Below are 16,845 nucleotides of genomic sequence, written 5' to 3'. Positions count from 1 at the left end.
CACACCATCCTGTGCCGACAAAAGCGGCGCCTATGGATGGATACGCAAGCGCCCGTCGATGTCCTTCATCGGGACAGGAAGAAGTTCTGCGAAGGCAGACGCAATCCCCCGGGCAAGAGCGGACTCTCCGGCCGGCCCGTGGCGAGGCCGGGGAGAAACAGGGCGAAGTCGGACAGGGCGCCCGACTTCGCCGAGACGCTCGATCAGTGACCCAGCGCGATCTCGGAGATCTTCAGTTGGGTGCGTTCGGAACCGCTGGAGAACTTGCCCACGTAGATGTCGTAGACCCCCGACCCCCGCAGGGAGATGCCGGCATCCAGACCCAGGCCCGAACCATCGTCATTGCAGTACCAGCTGCCGTCCGGCGCGTTGATCGCCAGCACCGTATCGACGGAACCATCGGTGTAGATGTGCAGATTGCGCGAACCGTTGTAGCGGAGCTGCACCGTGGGTGCCGCGGTCGTGTTGCCGGTGCAGCCACTGACATTGGGCAGTGCCTGGCTGATGCTCACGTTGCCGCCGGCATTGACCCAGGTGGTCCAGGGATCGGGCATGAAGCCGCCGTCCAGGGTCACATCACCTGCAATGGCGGCCAGGGAAATCTCCAAGCGGGTGCCGACCTGGTTGGCGGTGATGCGATTGTCTCCGCCGGTGTTGGCGGTGATTCGGTTGCTGCCACCCGTGTAGCCGGTCGTTCGATTGGCCCCGGCCGTTTCAACGGTGTACTCACCGATTTCGGAGACGAACAGGGTCGCCTGCACACCCGAGCCCGCCGAATAGGTGCCGACCCAGACGTCGTAGCGGCCCGACGGCGGGTCATCGAAGCGCACCAGCGGGTTGAGGGGCGAATCGGCCCCGTCATCGTCACACCACCAGTTGCCGTTCGGGTCATTGATGACCAGGGTGGTGTCGGCCGAGGAATCGACGGAAAAGATCAGCGGCATCGAGCCGGCCCGATAGCGGACCGAGTAGTCGGGCGCTTCGGCGATGTAGCCACGGCAGTTCGTGAAGCGATCGGAGGCGCGGATGCTGCCACCGGCCGTGAGCTGGCGGGCGTGCGGGTCCGGCGTGAATCCGGCATCGAGGGTGACCGAGCCGAAGGATGCCGGCGCGGTGAAATCCTGCGCTTGCGCGGACATGGAGACGGCCATCGAGGCCGCGAAGAAGAAGCAGACGCTGGTCGTTCCAGCGATGAATTGGCGCATGGTCGATGGTCCCCTGTAGTGGATGGTTGGCAGCATGCAGCTACGGGCAAAGTTAGCAGCAAGCTCGAAGGCTTGTCCAATGGAGCCCGCCTCGGCCCGGCCATGCACCTCCCATCAATCCTGCAAAGGCCACGGATCCGTGCCTGGACTGAAAGCGTCCGGGACGTTCAGGGGCGAAGAGCCGAGGCCTCGAAGCGATCCCTGAACAGCAGCCCTTCCGCTGCACCCCATTCCAGCGCACCGAGATCCGGCGCCGCGTCCCGCGGTGAGCCGAGAATGTCCTCGGTGGGGCTGGCGGCCGGGTCCGCCGCATCGATCAATGGACTGCCGTCGGCCGGTGTCGCAAACCTCTCGACCAAACGAACAAAGACCCCCCGAATGCTGTTCGAGCCATCGGCGAAGTCGGTTCCGTCCCAGACTGGCGGGACCAGGGCTGCCGGATCGGCCAGGCCGGGATCGGCCACGATGGCACGGGCATCATCGTTGAAATCGAGAAACTGTCCGGCGTCGACCGGAATGGCCAGACCGCCGTTGTAGTACAGGTTGCGGTCCAGGGTGGCGGAGTCGGTCTGATCCGCCGGCGCATCGAACAGATCGACGCCGGCGAAGGCCTCGCTGCCCATGCTGCCCGTGGGGTCGGCATAGACGTTGTTGATGAACAGCAGGTTCTGGTTGCGGGGATTGTCCGGGCCGGCGATCAGACGTCCGGCGAAACTGCGCGACGGCATGTCACCGTGCAGGGTGTTGTTTCGGAACACGACGTCACGGGAGCCCTGGATGGTCAGGGGACTGCGCATGAGGTGGGGTGAATTGCCGAGCATCAGGTTGTTTTCGATCAGGGCGTCGATCACCTCGAAATTGGGCGTACCGTCCTCCCCCAGCCTCAGGAAGCCCTGCCCACCGTTGCCGTACCAGTTCAGGAAGACGTTGCGGCGAACGATGATCTGCTGCGCGCCCAGCACGCTGTCTTCGCTGCCGTTGGAGTCCTTGATCACGACGAAGGAACTGGTGCTCGGTCGGGCCGAGGTGTTCATGAACACGTTGTCCTCGACCACCACGTCGATGACACTGTTGATGTCGATGTGCTCATCCGAGCCGGACTGATTGAAGAACAGATTGCCCTCGACCCGGATCCGCTCGGCGCCGTTGTTGATCTTGAGCAGGTCGTTGTTCGTGCTGGAGTGGATGATGTTGTTGCGAAGCACGATGTCCGAGACCACGGGGTCGCTGCCATCCCCGCTCCCGTTCTCCGCGCCCAACAGATCCTGAATCTGGATGACCAATGCGCCCGTATTGTTCGGTGCGTGCGCGATGTCGAAACCCTCGACGATCACATTGCGCCCCGTGTAGGCGATCAGTGCCGCCCCGCTGTCATGGCGAAGACGGGCGGCATAAGGGATTTCCGATCGCACGAGCACCGGCGTTTCGAACTCCACACGCAGGGATTGTCGCCCGTTGTAGGTGCCGGGACGGACGATGACTTCATCGCCACCCGAGGCCTGATCCACCGCATGGGTGATCGATGCCCAGGGACTGCCCTGACTGCCATCGCCAGTGGCATCGCTGCCGTCGGTCGCCACCCACCAGGTCGCCGAGTTCGCGGCAGACACCCGCAGGAGGAGCAGTCCGACCAGTAGACACTTCATCAGGAGGTGGCATCGCATTGGAGTCATTTCCTGTTCCACGCGGTCATCCTGCCGCGCATTCCGGAAGCCCCTTGCGCCGCCGAGTATCGATGCCCCTGCCAGAAGCGTCAAGACGCGTGAGGGGAAAACAGGGGCGCCTGCGTATGACCTGAACAAGCAATCCACCCTCGAGAGTCATGCGCCAGACACGAAGTCAATCGGCAGAACCCGCCCATCAGTTTGCGTCCCGCCCGATCCGGGCGAGCGCCGACATTGCCCTCCTGATCGCCGCCCTGATGCTGGCGACAAGCCCCGCCACGGCCGAGCAACGCGGCGCCGCCCTGCCCCTGAGCTTCGATGCCTACATCAAGGCCAGCGATGCCCAGGCCGGCGACCGCTTCGGAAATGCGGTGGACAGCGACGGTGACTGGCTGGTGGTCGGCGCCGCCTTCGCGGACAGCGCTGCTGCCCCGGCCTCGGGCGCAGCCTACGTATACGAACGCGATGCCAATGGCCAGTGGAGCTTCGACAGCAAGCTCGAAGGGAGCAACATCGAGACCAGCGACTGGTTCGGCCATGCCGTCGCGATTTCTGGCGACACGATCGCGGTCAGCGCCATCCAGGAAGACAGTTCGGCAACGGGTGTCGGTGGCGATCAACAGAGCAACGACAGCTCCGCAGCCGGTGCCGTATACATCTTCGTCCGGGATGGCAGCGGAACCTGGTCGCAGCAGGCCTATCTCAAGGCTGCGGCGGTCAACGAGAACGACGAATTCGGCCATCGCCTGGCGCTCGACGGAGACACCCTGGTGGTGGGAATGCCCGAGGAAGACAGCTTCTCATCCGGCGTCAACGGCAACCCCTTCGACAATACGGCCGAGGACGCCGGTGCGGCCTACGTGTTCGTACGCCAGGGCACGAGCTGGTCCCAGCAAGCCTATCTGAAAGCCTCGAACACGGACGCCGATGATCGCTTCGGGTATTCGGTGGACATCGATGGCGATCTCATCGTGGTCGGCGCCTACGACGAGTCGAGCAGCGCCACCGGCGTCAATGGCGACGAGAGCGACAACAGCACCTCCGGGGCCGGTGCCGCCTACCTGTTCGAGCGCAATCAGGGACTCTGGTCCCAGGTGGCCTACCTGAAAGCTTCGAACACGGGCTTTCTGGACTTTTTCGGTTTCGATGTGGCCATCGATGGCCTCACCGTCGTCGTCGGTGCCCGCGGTGAGAACAGCGCCGCCACCGGCATCAACGGAGACCAACTCGACAACAGCGCCCCTTCTGCCGGCGCCGTCTACATCTTCGACCGCCTCGGCTCGCTCTGGACACAGACGGCCTACATCAAGGCCTCCAACCCCGGCGCCGGCGATCGCTTCGGTGAACACCTCGATCTCGAAGACCAGGTCCTGCTGGTGTCCGCTCTGTCCGAGGACAGCGCTTCGGCCGGCCCGGGTGGCAATCAGTCCGATGACAGCGCCGAAGGCGCCGGCGCCGCCTACCTGTTCGAACGCGACGCCCAGGGCTGGCGCCAGCTCAACTACTTCAAGGCCATCAACACCGACCCAAGCGACACCTTCGGCCTCGGCACGACGATCGGCGACGGCTACGTGGTGGTATCGACCGGTAACGAAGACTCGGCCGCCACGGGCATCAACGGGAACGCCAACGACAACTCGGCCGATTCCGCCGGCGCCGCCTACAGCTACGCTCTCGTTCGACATGCGCTCGGAGGAAGCGTCAGCGGCCTCAGCGGACAAGGGCTGGTGCTCGCCAACAACGCTGGCGATCTCCTTTCCATCGCCAGCAACGGCCCCTTCGTCTTTCCACGCCCCCTCTTCAATGGCAGCGATTATCTGGTCAGCATCGACACTCGCCCGGACAGCCCGGCGCAGGTCTGCCGAGTACTCAACGAAAGCGGCAGCATCAACGGCGCCGACGTCGACGACGTGCAGGTCCAGTGCCGCCTCGCCCGACGCATCGGCGGCACGGTCACCGGCCTCGTCGGCCAGGGCCTGGTGCTCGAGCTCAATGGTGAACAGAGCCTTGCGATTGCCGCCGATGGCAGCTTCCAGTTTCCCGAACCCGTGGCCGACAACAGCAATTACTCGGTCAGCGTTCAGACGCCCCCGACCGCGCCGGCCCAGACCTGCCTGATCAACAATGCCAGTGGTCCGGTCAGTGGCGGCGACGTGGACAATGTAGAGGTCAGCTGCCAGCCGCCCCAGGCCCTGGGCGGCGAGATCGCTTTCGCCAGCGCGGTGATCTTCGCCGGTGAGGACACCGGCCCGCTGGCCGCGACCCTGCAGCGAACGGTCGGTTTTGCCGGGTCAGTGGAGGTCCGTGTGCAGTCCATCGATGACTCGGCCAGCGCCGGCATGGATTTCATCGCGATCGATCAGGTCATGACCTGGGCAGATGGCGAAAGTCAGGCCCAAGAGATTCCGATCGTCCTGATCAATGACTCGCAAGCGGAAGGCATTGAGCAGTTCGGCCTGAGGCTGACCATTCTCGATGGCGATGCCCTGCCCGGCGTTCCTCAGCAGCTACTGATTCTCATCGAGGACGACGAAACCGGCTTGTTTCGGGATCGCTTCGAAGCCGACCTCGCAGATGAGCCTCAGCTATAGGCGAACACTATCCCATAGATACAAACAATTCATTTGAGTTATTGCAGGCCGAGGCGCACACTGCTTCTACTGGCGCTGGCCTGCATGCCCTCGAAACCGGGGTCTGAGCCATCGCTCTCAACGATACGACGGCAAGGAGAGGTCTATGGACAAGCAAGGCAAATGCCCCGTGATGCATGGCAGCAACACCCTTCATAAACGTGGCGGGCGAGGCTCACTGGACTGGTGGCCCGACCAGCTCAATCTCAACATCCTCCATCAGCACCCGGCCAAGGCCGACCCGATGGGGGCGGACTTCGACTACGCCGAGGCCTTCAAATCGCTGGATCTCGAGGCGGTCAAACAGGACCTGACCGAGGTCATGACCGATTCCAAGCCCTGGTGGCCGGCCGACTACGGGCATTACGGCCCGTTCATGATCCGCATGGCCTGGCACGCCGCCGGCACCTATCGCACGGCCGACGGCCGCGGCGGGGCCTCGACCGGAAACCAGCGCTTCGCGCCCCTGAACAGCTGGCCCGACAACGCCAACCTGGACAAGGCCCGTCGCCTGCTCTGGCCGGTCAAGCAGAAGTACGGCAACAAGATCAGCTGGGCCGACCTGTTCATCCTGGCCGGGAACGTCGCGCTGGAATCGATGGGTCTGAAGACCTTCGGCTTCGGCGGCGGTCGCGCCGACATCTGGGGCCCGGAAGAAGACATCTACTGGGGCGCCGAGGACGAATGGCTGGGCAACGATCGCTACAGCGGAGATCGCCAGCTGGCCTACCCCTTGGCCGCCGTTCAGATGGGCCTGATCTACGTCAATCCGGAGGGCCCGGACGGCAACCCGGATCCGCTGGCCTCGGCCCGCGACATCCGTGAGACCTTCGCCCGCATGGCGATGAACGACTACGAGACCGTCGCCCTGACCGCCGGTGGCCATACCTTCGGCAAGGTCCACGGTGCCGGCAGCGCCGACCATGTCGGCCCCGACCCCGAAGCCGCACCGATCGAGCAGATGGGCCTGGGCTGGAAGAGCAGCTACGGCTCCGGCAAGGGCCGCGACACGATCACCTCGGGGCTCGAAGGCTCCTGGACCCCGAACCCGATCCAGTGGGACATGGGCTATTTCGACGTGCTGTTCAAGTACGAATGGAAGCTGGTCAAGAGTCCGGCCGGCGCCCAGCAGTGGGTGCCCATCGACCTGGCCGAAGAGGACCATGCCCCGGACGTCGAAGATCCGTCCAGGCGCGTCGGCATCATGATGTCCACCGCCGACATGGCGATGCGCGAGGACCCCGAGTACCGCAGGATCTCCGAGCACTTCCACAAGAACCCGGAAGAGTTCGCCGATGCCTTTGCCCGCGCCTGGTTCAAGCTGACCCACCGCGACATGGGTCCGAAGGTCCGCTACCTCGGCCCCGAAGTGCCGGCCGAAGACCTGATCTGGCAGGATCCGGTGCCGCCGGTGGACCATGAACTGATCGACGATGCCGACATCGCGGCCCTGAAGTCGAAGATCATCGACACGGGCCTGTCGGTCCAGGATCTGGTTTCCGTGGCCTGGAACTCGGCCTCGACCTACCGTGATTCGGACAAGCGCGGCGGCGCCAACGGCGCTCGCATTCGCCTGACGCCGATGAAGGACTGGGACGCCTTCGAGCCGGAACGCCTGAGCAAGGTGCTTTCGACGCTGGAAAGCATCCAGAAGGACTTCAACGCCAACCGCACGGACGGCAAGAAGGTCTCGATGGCCGACCTGATCGTCCTCGGCGGCGCCGCGGCGATCGAGCAGGCGGCCAAAGCGGCGGGCCACGACATCACCGTGCCCTTCGCTCCGGGCCGCACCGATGCCACGGACGAGCAGACCGACGCCGACAGCTTCGAGCCGATGAAGCCCGAAGCCGACGGTTTCCGCAACTATCGCCGCACGCGCTTCACCGTGCGCGACGAGGAGATGCTGCTCGACAAGGCGCAGCTGCTGGGCCTGAGTGCCCCGCAGATGACCGTCCTGGTCGGCGGCCTGCGCGCCCTCGACGCCAACCACGGCGGCTCGAAGCACGGCGTGTTCACCAAACGTCCGGGCGTGCTCAGCAACGACTTCTTCGTCCACCTGACCGACATCGACACCGAATGGAAGGTCAGCGCCGACGATGAAGACGTCTTCGAGTGCTTCGATGCCTCAGGCCAGAAGACCTGGACCGGCTCGCGGGTCGACCTGATCTTCGGCTCGAACTCCCAGCTCCGCGCCCTGGCCGAGAACTACGCCCAGGCCGACGCCGGCGAGAAGTTCGTGCACGACTTCGTCAATGCCTGGAACAAGGTCATGAACGCGGATCGCTTCGATCTGGGCTGAGACGAAGCCTGAAACAGGGCCCCATGAACCCGGTCTCTCACGAGGCCGGGTTTTTTCTTTCGGCGCACCCCGTCAGTGCATCATCGATCGGCTCGACTTCGGCCTTGCTCCTGCTGCGGGTCCCAGGCACGGGCCCCGAGGAATATGACACGGAGCTGACGCACGAAATTCTCGGTCATCTCCTGCTCGGCCTGGGGCTGCCCCGGGGGAAGATCGAGGATATCGGTGGCTGCATTCATCATGGTGGTCACCACCAGTGCGCAGATCATCTCCAGGGTTTCCATCGGCAGCTGGGGCATCAGACCGAGTTCGCGCATGTCCTGCGCCATTTCACGCGCGAAGTGGGTCTCCTCGTTTCTAATGGCTCGACGGATGCTCGGCGACCCGCCGCCCCGGGCACCCACGGCAAACCGGAAATGCCGGTGGTGATCGCTGACGTAGTTCTTGTAGATCAGTACCGAGCTTCTGAGAATCTGGGTCGGCGGCAATCCTTCCCGCCGCGCCTCCCTCAGCAGTCGACGCAGGGTCAGGCCGCAGGCATCGACCAGGGCCAACCCCAGTTCATCGAGATCGGCGAAGTGTCGATAGAAAGCGGCCGGGACCACACCCGCTTCGCGCGTGATCTCGCGCAGGCTCAGTGACGAAAAGCCCCGCCCTGCATCCATCAGCCCCAGCGCGGCATCCAGCAACAGTTCGCGGGTTCGTTGTTTCTGAGCACGACGCGTTACGGTCATGCCGGTGTTTCCTTCTGCATCTTCCCAGTATATCCGGTGAAGCCCAGATCGCCGAGGAAGCTCGAAAGTGCTTGACTTGGGGAACCCCACCCGCCAATCTAGTAAACAGTTGTTTACTCAAGAGGCGGCCATGCAACACAAACCCACATCAGAACGCCTGATCCGCTCACCCTGGCTGCGCGAGCTGGCCCGGCCGCTCGGCGATCGCAACGCCTGGGACAGGGCGCTCGCGGCGGTCAATCCCCTGTGGTCGGCCAGCACCTGCCGCGCCCGGATCGTCCGCAGGATCGAGGAGACCGAAGACCATTTCAGTCTCTGGTTGCAGCCCAATCGTCACTGGCGAGGGCACCGCGCCGGCCAGCACATCAGCCTGGGCGTCGAGATCGACGGCGTCAGGCAGCGTCGCCCCTTCAGTATCTCGGGTGCCAGGGCCCTTGGCCGCCTGATTCGCGTGACGATCCAGCGCCGGCCGGGCGACGGCGTCACCGCATGGCTCCACGATCGGGCCTCGGTCGGACAGATCGTCGAACTCGGTCAGGCCAATGGCGAATTCGTACTGCCCGCGCGAAGCCACCGCCGGATTCTGATGATTGCCGGAGGCACCGGCATCACGCCCTTGATCGCCATGCTGCAGACGCTGGCCGAAACCGGCGACGAACGCGAGATCAAGCTGCTCCAGCTGATCCGCCGCCGGGACCAGCGCCTGTTCGCCGAGGAACTCGATCGACTGACACGCCGCCTGCCCCGACTGAGCATTCAGCTTCACTGCAGCGAGGAGCATGGGCGCCTTGACCCGAGATCGATCATCGAAGACACGCCGTCGCCATCCGAATGGCAAACGCTGCTCTGCGGGCCCGATGCCCTGATGCGAGACGTCGAGGCAAGCTGGGCTGAACATGGCCTGAGCGAACAGCTGAGCCTCGAATGCTTCGGACTTCGTCGATCGAGCCAGGGCGACGCTGGGCCCAGTCAGGTGTCAGCCGCCGGATCGAATCGAGTGTTCACTCAACAGCCGAATCAGACCCTGATGGACGCCGCCGAGCAAGCCGGTCTGAAGCCACCATCGGGTTGCCGCGCCGGCGTCTGTCGCAGCTGCCTGTGCAGGAAGACCTCGGGGCGGATACGCAACCAGGTCACGGGCCAGGTGTCGTCAGGCGACGAGGAATGGATTCAACTCTGCATCTGCTCGGCCGAGTCCGACGTCGCGCTGGACCTCTGATTCCCCCGCCGAGCGCCCAGCGCCCCGGCAAGAAACGCCACCAAGGAACCCCATCCATGAACGATGCTCAAAGTCGCCCATCCAGGGCCAGACTCGACGAACTCGCCGGCGAACTCGATGCGCTGCGCGCTGAAATTTCCGACGACCTCGGGGCCCGCGATGCCGATCACATCCGGAGAATCGTTCGCCGCGCTCAAGGCAGTGCTGTGGCTGGGCGGGGACTACTGATGTTCGGCTGGGGGCCGATCAGCTGGCTGCTCGGCGTGATCGCCCTGGCCCATGCCAAGATCCTCGAGAACATGGAGATCGGGCACAACGTCCTGCACGGCCAGTACGACTGGATGAACGACCCGTCGCTGCACTCGCAGACCTACGACTGGGACATCGTCTGCGCCCGCGAGCACTGGCTCAATTCGCACAACGTCGAGCATCATGTCCACACCAATATCCTCGGCAAGGACCACGACTACGGCTACGGCATGCTTCGCCTGACACCCGAACAGCGTTGGCGACCAGCCACCCTGCTCCAGCCGATCTGGTACCTGCTGCTCGCGCTGCTGTTCCAGTGGGGCGTGGCCATTCACGACATCAAGCTCGGCCGCTTCTTCAAGGGCCGCATGAGTCGCACCGAACTGGGGAGACGATCCAGACCGTTTCTCAGGAAGGCCGCCCGCCAGCTCTTCAAGGACTACGTCTTTTTCCCGGCCCTGGCGTTCTGGCAGTGGCCGCGCGTGCTGCTCGGCAACCTGGCCGCCAACGGGATTCGGAATCTCTGGACCAACGCCATCATCTTCTGCGGCCACTTCACGGAAAACGCCCAGACCTTCACCCGAAAGGAAACGGAAAACGAAACCCGGGGTCAGTGGTACCTGCGCCAGATTCTGGGCTCGAGCAACCTGGAGGGCGGGCGCTGGTTCCACGTGCTGAGCGGCCATCTGAGCCATCAGATCGAGCACCACCTGTTTCCCGACATGCCGGCCTCACGCTACCCTGAAATCGCACCCCGGGTACGCGCCATCTGCGAGCGCTACCGCATTCACTACAACACCGCCGGTTTCTGGCGCCAGTATTTCTCGGTGTTGAAGCGCATCGTGGTCCACGCCTGGCCCACCAGAAATCGACCGCTGGCTCCCGCGTGACCAGGATGCTGCGTCAACCCTGCCCCGCCAACCACTGCTCGATCAGATAGCGGGCGATCGAGTCCTCGCGTGGTAGACAGATTTCGTGCCCGCGCCTCGGTACCTGGCGCCAGAGTTTGTCTGAATCGGGATCAAGTATCGCTGGCTGGCAAAATGGACGGAAGTTGCCTTGAAACGCTAGAGTGAGGCTCGGGGAATCTGGAGCACTTGCATGGCTGGGACGCTTGGTCGTCTGATCGCTTTCGTTTTGACACTGGCGCTCGTATCGAGTGGCACCATTGAGGCGACCAGCAAGCAAATTGGCCGAAAATTTCGGTCGGCTGAACCTCCGGCCGATGGTCTTGCCAGGGCACTTGATCTTCTTGAAAGGCTCGAAGAGACGGAGCAAGGGAATGCCTGGCCGACCCTCGCAGGCTTTCTGCGCCTAGGCCCCTCGGCGAAGCAGGCCGACAAGCGACTGATGGAAATCGCAGAGCGCAGGCCGGACATCATGCAGGATATGCTCCGCGTCCTGCTGGCGATCCGTTCGCCGCTCGCCGCCCAGCTCGTCAACGAAGAGATCTTGCAAGCCCTGGAGAGCGATGCGAGTCAGGAACACCTGCCTTTTGGTTTCTTCACGGCACGATCCTTATCAGCGATTGGACGGGAAGCCGTCGCTGCCGAGCCAGCCCTGATCGAGGTATTACGCCGGTCGGTTCATCGTGAGTCCCGGCTTCTCGCCGCACGCACGCTTGGATTTATCGGCAGCCCCGCATCCCTGTCCGCGCTTCTGGAGGCGCTTGATTCTCCGAGCGATGTCGTATTGAACTGGAACGCGGCGCATGCGTTGGGACGAATCGCCGACCTTGGAGCACTGAACGCACTCGAAGCAGCGGCAACTGACCATTGGTATCCACCCGTGCGACAAGCTGCAGCTCAGGCGATTCAGAGCCTGAACGGGGCCTCGGTCTACGTACCTCTACGCCGCGATGTTTATGACTGGGCTATCGACTTCAACAGTAATGAAGCAATCGGATCGGAAATAGAACCCTGCGATCTTTGGCCCGATTCAGAGACTGCCATCATCAAGACGCCATTTATCGCGAAGGATCCCCATGACATCGTCAAGGTTCCTGGGCTCCATCTCGAGATCAGGAACCATCCTGAAGATCAGCTAGAGCGGCCTGTCGCTCCGCGTTTCGTCGTCCCCGTCGAAGGTGGATGGCTGGGAGGGAGTGACCGCGGCGAATGGGGCGGGGAGCTGGTTTATTTCGATGAGAACGGAGACCAGAAGATTCTGCTATGGGCCGGCGTGAGATTCATCCATCGCTTCGGCAGCGCTTTTATTGCTCTTGTTCAGGAGTACAGCGACCACGGCGCGGTTTTCCGGCTTAGTCGCAACTCGCGTGGGCACTGGGTCGCCCGCTTCTGGCGAGGCCTCCCGGGACGTCCCCGGTGGTCCTGGCAAGAGGATTCAGGCGACCTGATCATTCACACCAGTGCCGGCCGGATCGGTCTCGACGAGGCAGGACGGATGCGGATGGCCAACTGTGAGGAATAGCGCTTGCCCGGCTCAGCCCTGCGAATTTAGCCATTGCTCGATCAGATAGCGGGCGATCGAGTCCTCGCGTGGCAGACAGATTTCGGCGTCTTCGCCCCAGGTGCCGGCTGATTGCAGCTCCTCGCGGCTGAACCAGCGCGCGTCCTCCAGCTCTTCGTCGTGGCGGGTAATCGCCGTGCTTCGGGCGCGGGCCTGGAAGCCGAGCATCATGGACGAGGGAAAGGGCCAGGGCTGGGAGGCGAGGTAGCGCACCGAGTCCACGTCGATCCCCGATTCCTCTTTCACTTCACGCGCCACGGCTTCTTCCAGTGACTCACCCGGCTCGACGAAGCCAGCCAGGGTCGAGTACACGCCGCCCGGCCAGCCGGCGGCGCGGCCCAGCAGGCAGCGGTCCGTCTCCGGGTCTTCGACAAGAACGATGATGGCCGGGTCGATACGCGGGAAGGTCGGCTGAGCGCAGGCGGGGTCCGAGCACGTCCTGACCATGCCAGCGCGTCCACTGACCGTGGGCTGACCGCAGACCCCGCAGTGCCGATGGGCTCGATGCCAGTGGACCAGTCCCCTGGCATAGCTGAGCAAGGCCGCGTCTTCACGACCCAGCGTCGCGCCGATCTTGCGCAGATCGACAAAATCATAGGAACCGGTCAGTGCGTCGGCGTCCTCGCGCTCCAGGTCCGAAAGATCGGCAGCGAGCACCGGCGCCTCGCCCGCCATGCCCAGCAACAGCACTTCGCTGGCCCGCTCGAGATCATCCAGCCGAGCCGCCGGCACGGGCCGTCCATCCCGATGTTCGACCAGATTCCGGGCCTGCCAGACCGGCAGAACGCGCGCGTCGGGATGCGCAAGGCTGGCCTCCAGCCAGTCCTCCCTCTCCCTGAGGGCGGGGCTTCGGTCCAGTTTCAGCCCGGTGTAGGTGAGCTCGGGCGGTGCATGGGCATCGCGTGACATCCGGATCACGGCCTCTGAAGATGATGAACGCTCACGAGAGTCTAATTCCTGATCGATCAGGCGGTGACAACGAAGCCGAAATCGATCGGGGATAATCACCCGGACCACAAACCCGACCAGGAGACCCCATCCCCATGCGCGCCATCCAGATCACCGAATTCTGCGACCCCGCTCGGATCGAGCCCAGCGAACTGCCCGCACCCGGCGCACCAGCCAAGGGGCAGGTCCGCCTGAAGGTCGACGGCGTGGGCGTGGGTTACTTCGACGGCCTGCTGATTCGCGGCGACTATCAGATCCGCCCCGACCTGCCCTTCGTGCCCGGCAGTTCCCTGGCCGGCACCGTCAAGGCAGTCGGCGAGGGTGTGGAGCACCTGAAGCCTGGCATGCCAGTGGCCGCCTTCACCCTGCATGGGGGCCTGGCCGAGCAGCTGATCCTGCCGGCCGCAAACTGCGCCCCGCTGCCGTCCGGCATCGATCCGGTCGATGCGGCCAATTTCTTCATTTCCTGGGCCACCAGCCTGTACGGCCTGCGCGAGATCGGCCAGACCCGACCCGGAGAGACCGTGCTGGTGCTCGGGGCGTCGGGCAGCACCGGCACCACCGCCATCGAATGCGCGAAGGCCCTGGGTGCCAGAGTCATCGCCTGCGCCTCGAGCGAGGCCAAGCGCAAGCACTGCCTGAAGCATGGCGCGGAACTGGCCATCGACTACACGGCCGAAGACTGGCGCGAGCAGGTCAAAGCGGCCACCGGGGGCCGCGGCGTGGATCTGATCTACGATCCGGTCGGCGGCGAGCTGTCCGAGGCCGCGCTGCGGGTCATCGCCCCGGGCGGTCGCTTTCTCGTCGTCGGCTTCGTCACCGGCATCGGCCGCATCCCGATGAACCTGCCGCTGCTCAAGCGCTGCTCCATCCACGGCGTCAACTGGGGTGGCACGGTCATGGCCGACCCGTCGGTGGTCCCACCGGTGATCCAGACCCTGGCCGAGTGGACCCTGAAGGGCCGGATCGACACGGCACCAACCCGGGTCTTCACCCTGGACCAGGCCGGCACGGCCTTCGCCGAACTGTTCGAGCGTCGCTCCAGCGGCAGCCTGGTGATCACGCCTTGACCCGGGCCCGATTCAGGACCCGAGCCACCACATGACGGTCAGGGTCGCCCCCGAACCCAGCAGGGCGCCGAAAGCCACCGCGACGGGCATCAGCCACTGAGCACGCCGAACGGCCCGAAGGTGCTCGGGCCGCTCGAGATCGATCGCCAGCAATCGCCGGCGATCGAGTTCCAGCACGGCACACAGGGACGAGATCGTTTCCTGCGAGGCCGCCGACTGGTTCTCCACGCGTTGGACCGTTCTCAGACTCAGGTCCGCGATTTCGGCCAGCTGCTGCTGGGTCCAGCCACGCTCGGTGCGCGCCACTCGAACCAGTTCGCTGTTGACCTCCATCAGCCCGGGCCTCCGAACAGGCCCAGCTGCTCCTGCATGGCGGCGAACCAGGCCAGCAGGAAGCTCAGCGCGGGAAGACGGACGAACAATCGGCTCCAGAGCCAGTGCAGACACTTGACCATCACGCGCCTCCCCAGCCCTTGACCAGGCTGCCGATCAGGTAGCCGAAGGCCAGACCGGCCACGAGGCCAGCGAGGATCGGGAGCACGGCCTTCTTGAGCAAATGACCCCAATCCAGCTTGCCGGTCACCGGGTCGAAGCGAAGCGGCTGCTGGCTGATGCAGTCGGAATCGATCAGCACGCCGTCCTTGTAGAGGCGGAACTCGGCCCGACCGAAGTTCACATTGACCTCGATCCGGTACTCCGAATCACCCAACTTGAATTCATGCGGCGTGGTGAAGCGGAAGCTGCGCTTGTCGGAGACCACGCGCTCTCCCGCTGCGTCATCTACGCGAACAATCTCGCGCCCGGTCCAGCTGGATGCCCAGATGCTGATGGTCTTTCCATCGACGTCGAACCAGCCCTGGATTCCCTTGCTCAGACTGAGTTTCATGCGTACTTCCTGGTGCCCGTCCTGGTGACGTCCATGTTCGATATTGTGTGTCATTTCGGTTCCTCGTATCAGCGCGATGCTGCGCGGAACCCATTTCAGAGCCTGTATGCCTCGACACCAACGTCAGGCGAGCGCCATGGCACAGAACTGTCACAGCGACGCATGCGACAGTCATGCGACAGGATCGAGGCGGCGCCCTTTCTGACCCGATCCGGGTAGACTCTTGCGCTTCGACCATCGCTGCAGAGATTTCCATGACCCGGATCGGAACGCCCCTGTCCCCCACCGCCACTCGCGCCATGCTGCTCGGCAGCGGTGAGCTCGGCAAGGAAGTCGCCATTGCCCTGCAGCGCCTGGGCGTCGAAGTCACCGCCGTGGACCGCTACCCGAACGCCCCGGCCATGCAGGTTGCGCACCATCATCATGTCATCGACATGCTCGACGGCCAGGCGCTGCACGGCCTGGTCGAACTCGTGCAACCGCATCTGATCGTGCCCGAGATCGAAGCCATCGCCACCGAGACCCTCCAGCTACTCGAAAGCGAGGGCCACCGTGTCATCCCGACGGCACGCGCCGCGCACCTGACCATGAACCGAGAAGGCATCCGCCGCCTGGCCGCCGAGGAGCTGGAGCTGCCGACCTCGCCCTATCGCTTCGCCGGCAGCCGAGAAGAGTTCGACCAGGCCGTCGCCGACATCGGCCTGCCCTGCCTGGTCAAGCCGATCATGTCCTCGTCCGGCAAGGGTCAGAGCCTGATCCGGTCAGCAGGCGACATCGACGCGGCCTGGGAATACGCCCAGCATGGCGGCCGGGCCGGTGAGGGCCGGGTCATCGTCGAGGGTTTCATCGATTTCGACTACGAAATCACCCTGCTGACCGTCCGCCACACCGCCGGCACTCGCTTCTGTGACCCCATCGGCCACGTCCAGGAGGACGGCGACTACCGCGAGTCATGGCAGCCGCAGCCGATGAGCGAAACCGCCCGCCTGGAAGCCGAGCGCATCGCCGGCGCGGTGACCGACGCCCTCGGTGGCCACGGCCTGTTCGGGGTCGAATTGTTCATCAAGGGCGACCGGGTCTGGTTCAGCGAGGTCTCACCTCGGCCGCACGACACCGGCATGGTGACCCTGATCTCCCAGAACCTGTCTCAGTTCGAGCTGCACGCCCGCGCGATCCTCGGCCTACCGATTCCGCACATCACCCAGTACGGGCCCGCGGCCTCGGCCGCCCTGCTGGTCGAGGGGCGCTCGTCGCAGGTCGCTTTCGGTGGACTCGATCGCGCCCTGGCCGAACCCGAAACCGATCTTCGCCTGTTCGGAAAACCCGAGGTCGGCGGCCGCCGGCGCATGGGCGTGGGCCTGGCCCTGGGAAGCTCGATCGACGACGCTCGCCGCAAGGCCTGCAGGGTCCGCGACGCCATCGAGGTCGAGCAGTAAGCCGCGCCGGGCTGTGGTACGGTTCACAGCATCAGC

The 16,845-nt window shown here is 64.3% G+C and carries 14 protein-coding genes; 7 read left to right on the top strand and 7 right to left on the bottom strand.

Annotation, left to right across the window (positions count from 1 at the left end):
* Positions 1-203: 203 nt before the first annotated feature.
* Complete coding sequence (locus WM2015_RS16140) at positions 204-1,205, bottom strand: hypothetical protein (RefSeq protein WP_183971354.1); 1,002 nt, start codon at positions 1,203-1,205, stop codon at positions 204-206.
* 167 nt (positions 1,206-1,372) lie between these two features.
* On the bottom strand, positions 1,373-2,851 hold the full coding sequence (locus tag WM2015_RS06100; protein WP_049725223.1) for a choice-of-anchor Q domain-containing protein: 1,479 nt from the start codon (positions 2,849-2,851) through the stop codon (positions 1,373-1,375).
* 176 nt (positions 2,852-3,027) lie between these two features.
* Here WM2015_RS06100 and WM2015_RS06095 point away from each other — a divergent pair, with 176 nt between their 5' ends.
* Both WM2015_RS06095 and katG read left to right on the top strand, forming a co-directional pair.
* Positions 3,028-5,460: a Calx-beta domain-containing protein gene (locus tag WM2015_RS06095; RefSeq protein WP_049725222.1), complete on the top strand. Its 2,433-nt coding sequence runs from the start codon at positions 3,028-3,030 to the stop codon at positions 5,458-5,460.
* A 172-nt stretch (positions 5,461-5,632) separates the two neighbouring features.
* A complete protein-coding gene (gene katG, locus WM2015_RS06090; protein WP_049725221.1) occupies positions 5,633-7,798 on the top strand; it encodes a catalase/peroxidase HPI in 2,166 nt (721 codons plus the stop codon).
* Between the two features lie 80 nt (positions 7,799-7,878).
* On the opposite strand, the gene fabR is transcribed toward katG, so the two are convergent.
* The gene (fabR, locus tag WM2015_RS06085; protein ID WP_049725220.1) at positions 7,879-8,532 is read right to left on the bottom strand and encodes an HTH-type transcriptional repressor FabR; all 654 of its coding nucleotides are present in this window, start codon (positions 8,530-8,532) and stop codon (positions 7,879-7,881) included.
* Between the two features lie 130 nt (positions 8,533-8,662).
* Between fabR and WM2015_RS06080 the strand changes: the two genes are divergently transcribed.
* The 3 genes from WM2015_RS06080 to WM2015_RS06070 all read left to right on the top strand — a co-directional run bounded on the left by WM2015_RS06080 (position 8,663) and on the right by WM2015_RS06070 (position 12,430).
* Positions 8,663-9,751, top strand: a complete 1,089-nt coding sequence (locus WM2015_RS06080; protein ID WP_049725219.1) for a ferredoxin reductase — start codon at positions 8,663-8,665, stop codon at positions 9,749-9,751.
* Between the two features lie 56 nt (positions 9,752-9,807).
* Positions 9,808-10,890, top strand: coding sequence for a fatty acid desaturase family protein (locus tag WM2015_RS06075; protein WP_049725218.1), 1,083 nt, complete (start codon positions 9,808-9,810; stop codon positions 10,888-10,890).
* A 211-nt stretch (positions 10,891-11,101) separates the two neighbouring features.
* Complete coding sequence (locus tag WM2015_RS06070) at positions 11,102-12,430, top strand: HEAT repeat domain-containing protein (RefSeq protein WP_049725217.1); 1,329 nt, start codon at positions 11,102-11,104, stop codon at positions 12,428-12,430.
* Between the two features lie 12 nt (positions 12,431-12,442).
* Here the strand turns inward: WM2015_RS06070 and nudC are convergent, their stop codons facing one another.
* Positions 12,443-13,378: an NAD(+) diphosphatase gene (gene nudC, locus WM2015_RS06065; RefSeq protein ID WP_049725216.1), complete on the bottom strand. Its 936-nt coding sequence runs from the start codon at positions 13,376-13,378 to the stop codon at positions 12,443-12,445.
* Positions 13,379-13,512: 134 nt separating this feature from the next.
* Here nudC and WM2015_RS06060 point away from each other — a divergent pair, with 134 nt between their 5' ends.
* Positions 13,513-14,487: an NADPH:quinone oxidoreductase family protein gene (locus WM2015_RS06060; protein ID WP_049725215.1), complete on the top strand. Its 975-nt coding sequence runs from the start codon at positions 13,513-13,515 to the stop codon at positions 14,485-14,487.
* A 12-nt stretch (positions 14,488-14,499) separates the two neighbouring features.
* On the opposite strand, the gene WM2015_RS06055 is transcribed toward WM2015_RS06060, so the two are convergent.
* Genes WM2015_RS06055 through WM2015_RS06050 form a run of 3 tightly spaced genes read right to left on the bottom strand, consistent with a single transcriptional unit; the run spans position 14,500 to position 15,427 of the window.
* Positions 14,500-14,820: a helix-turn-helix domain-containing protein gene (locus WM2015_RS06055; RefSeq protein ID WP_049725214.1), complete on the bottom strand. Its 321-nt coding sequence runs from the start codon at positions 14,818-14,820 to the stop codon at positions 14,500-14,502.
* Positions 14,820-14,945, bottom strand: coding sequence for a hypothetical protein (locus WM2015_RS16350; protein WP_281173136.1), 126 nt, complete (start codon positions 14,943-14,945; stop codon positions 14,820-14,822). Before WM2015_RS16350 ends, WM2015_RS06055 begins: the two co-directional genes overlap by 1 nt.
* Complete coding sequence (locus tag WM2015_RS06050) at positions 14,942-15,427, bottom strand: hypothetical protein (RefSeq protein ID WP_156200944.1); 486 nt, start codon at positions 15,425-15,427, stop codon at positions 14,942-14,944. The genes WM2015_RS16350 and WM2015_RS06050 overlap by 4 nt, the downstream gene beginning before the upstream one ends.
* Before the next feature lie 200 nt (positions 15,428-15,627).
* Between WM2015_RS06050 and purT the strand changes: the two genes are divergently transcribed.
* Entirely contained in the window at positions 15,628-16,809 is a 1,182-nt protein-coding gene (purT, locus tag WM2015_RS06045; protein WP_049725212.1) for a formate-dependent phosphoribosylglycinamide formyltransferase, read from the top strand.
* Positions 16,810-16,845: the final 36 nt, after the last annotated feature.

Origin of the sequence: Wenzhouxiangella marina (assembly GCF_001187785.1) — a bacterium.
GTDB classification, from domain to species: Bacteria; Pseudomonadota; Gammaproteobacteria; order Xanthomonadales; family Wenzhouxiangellaceae; genus Wenzhouxiangella; species Wenzhouxiangella marina.
This window is presented reverse-complemented; position numbering and strand designations above follow the sequence as displayed.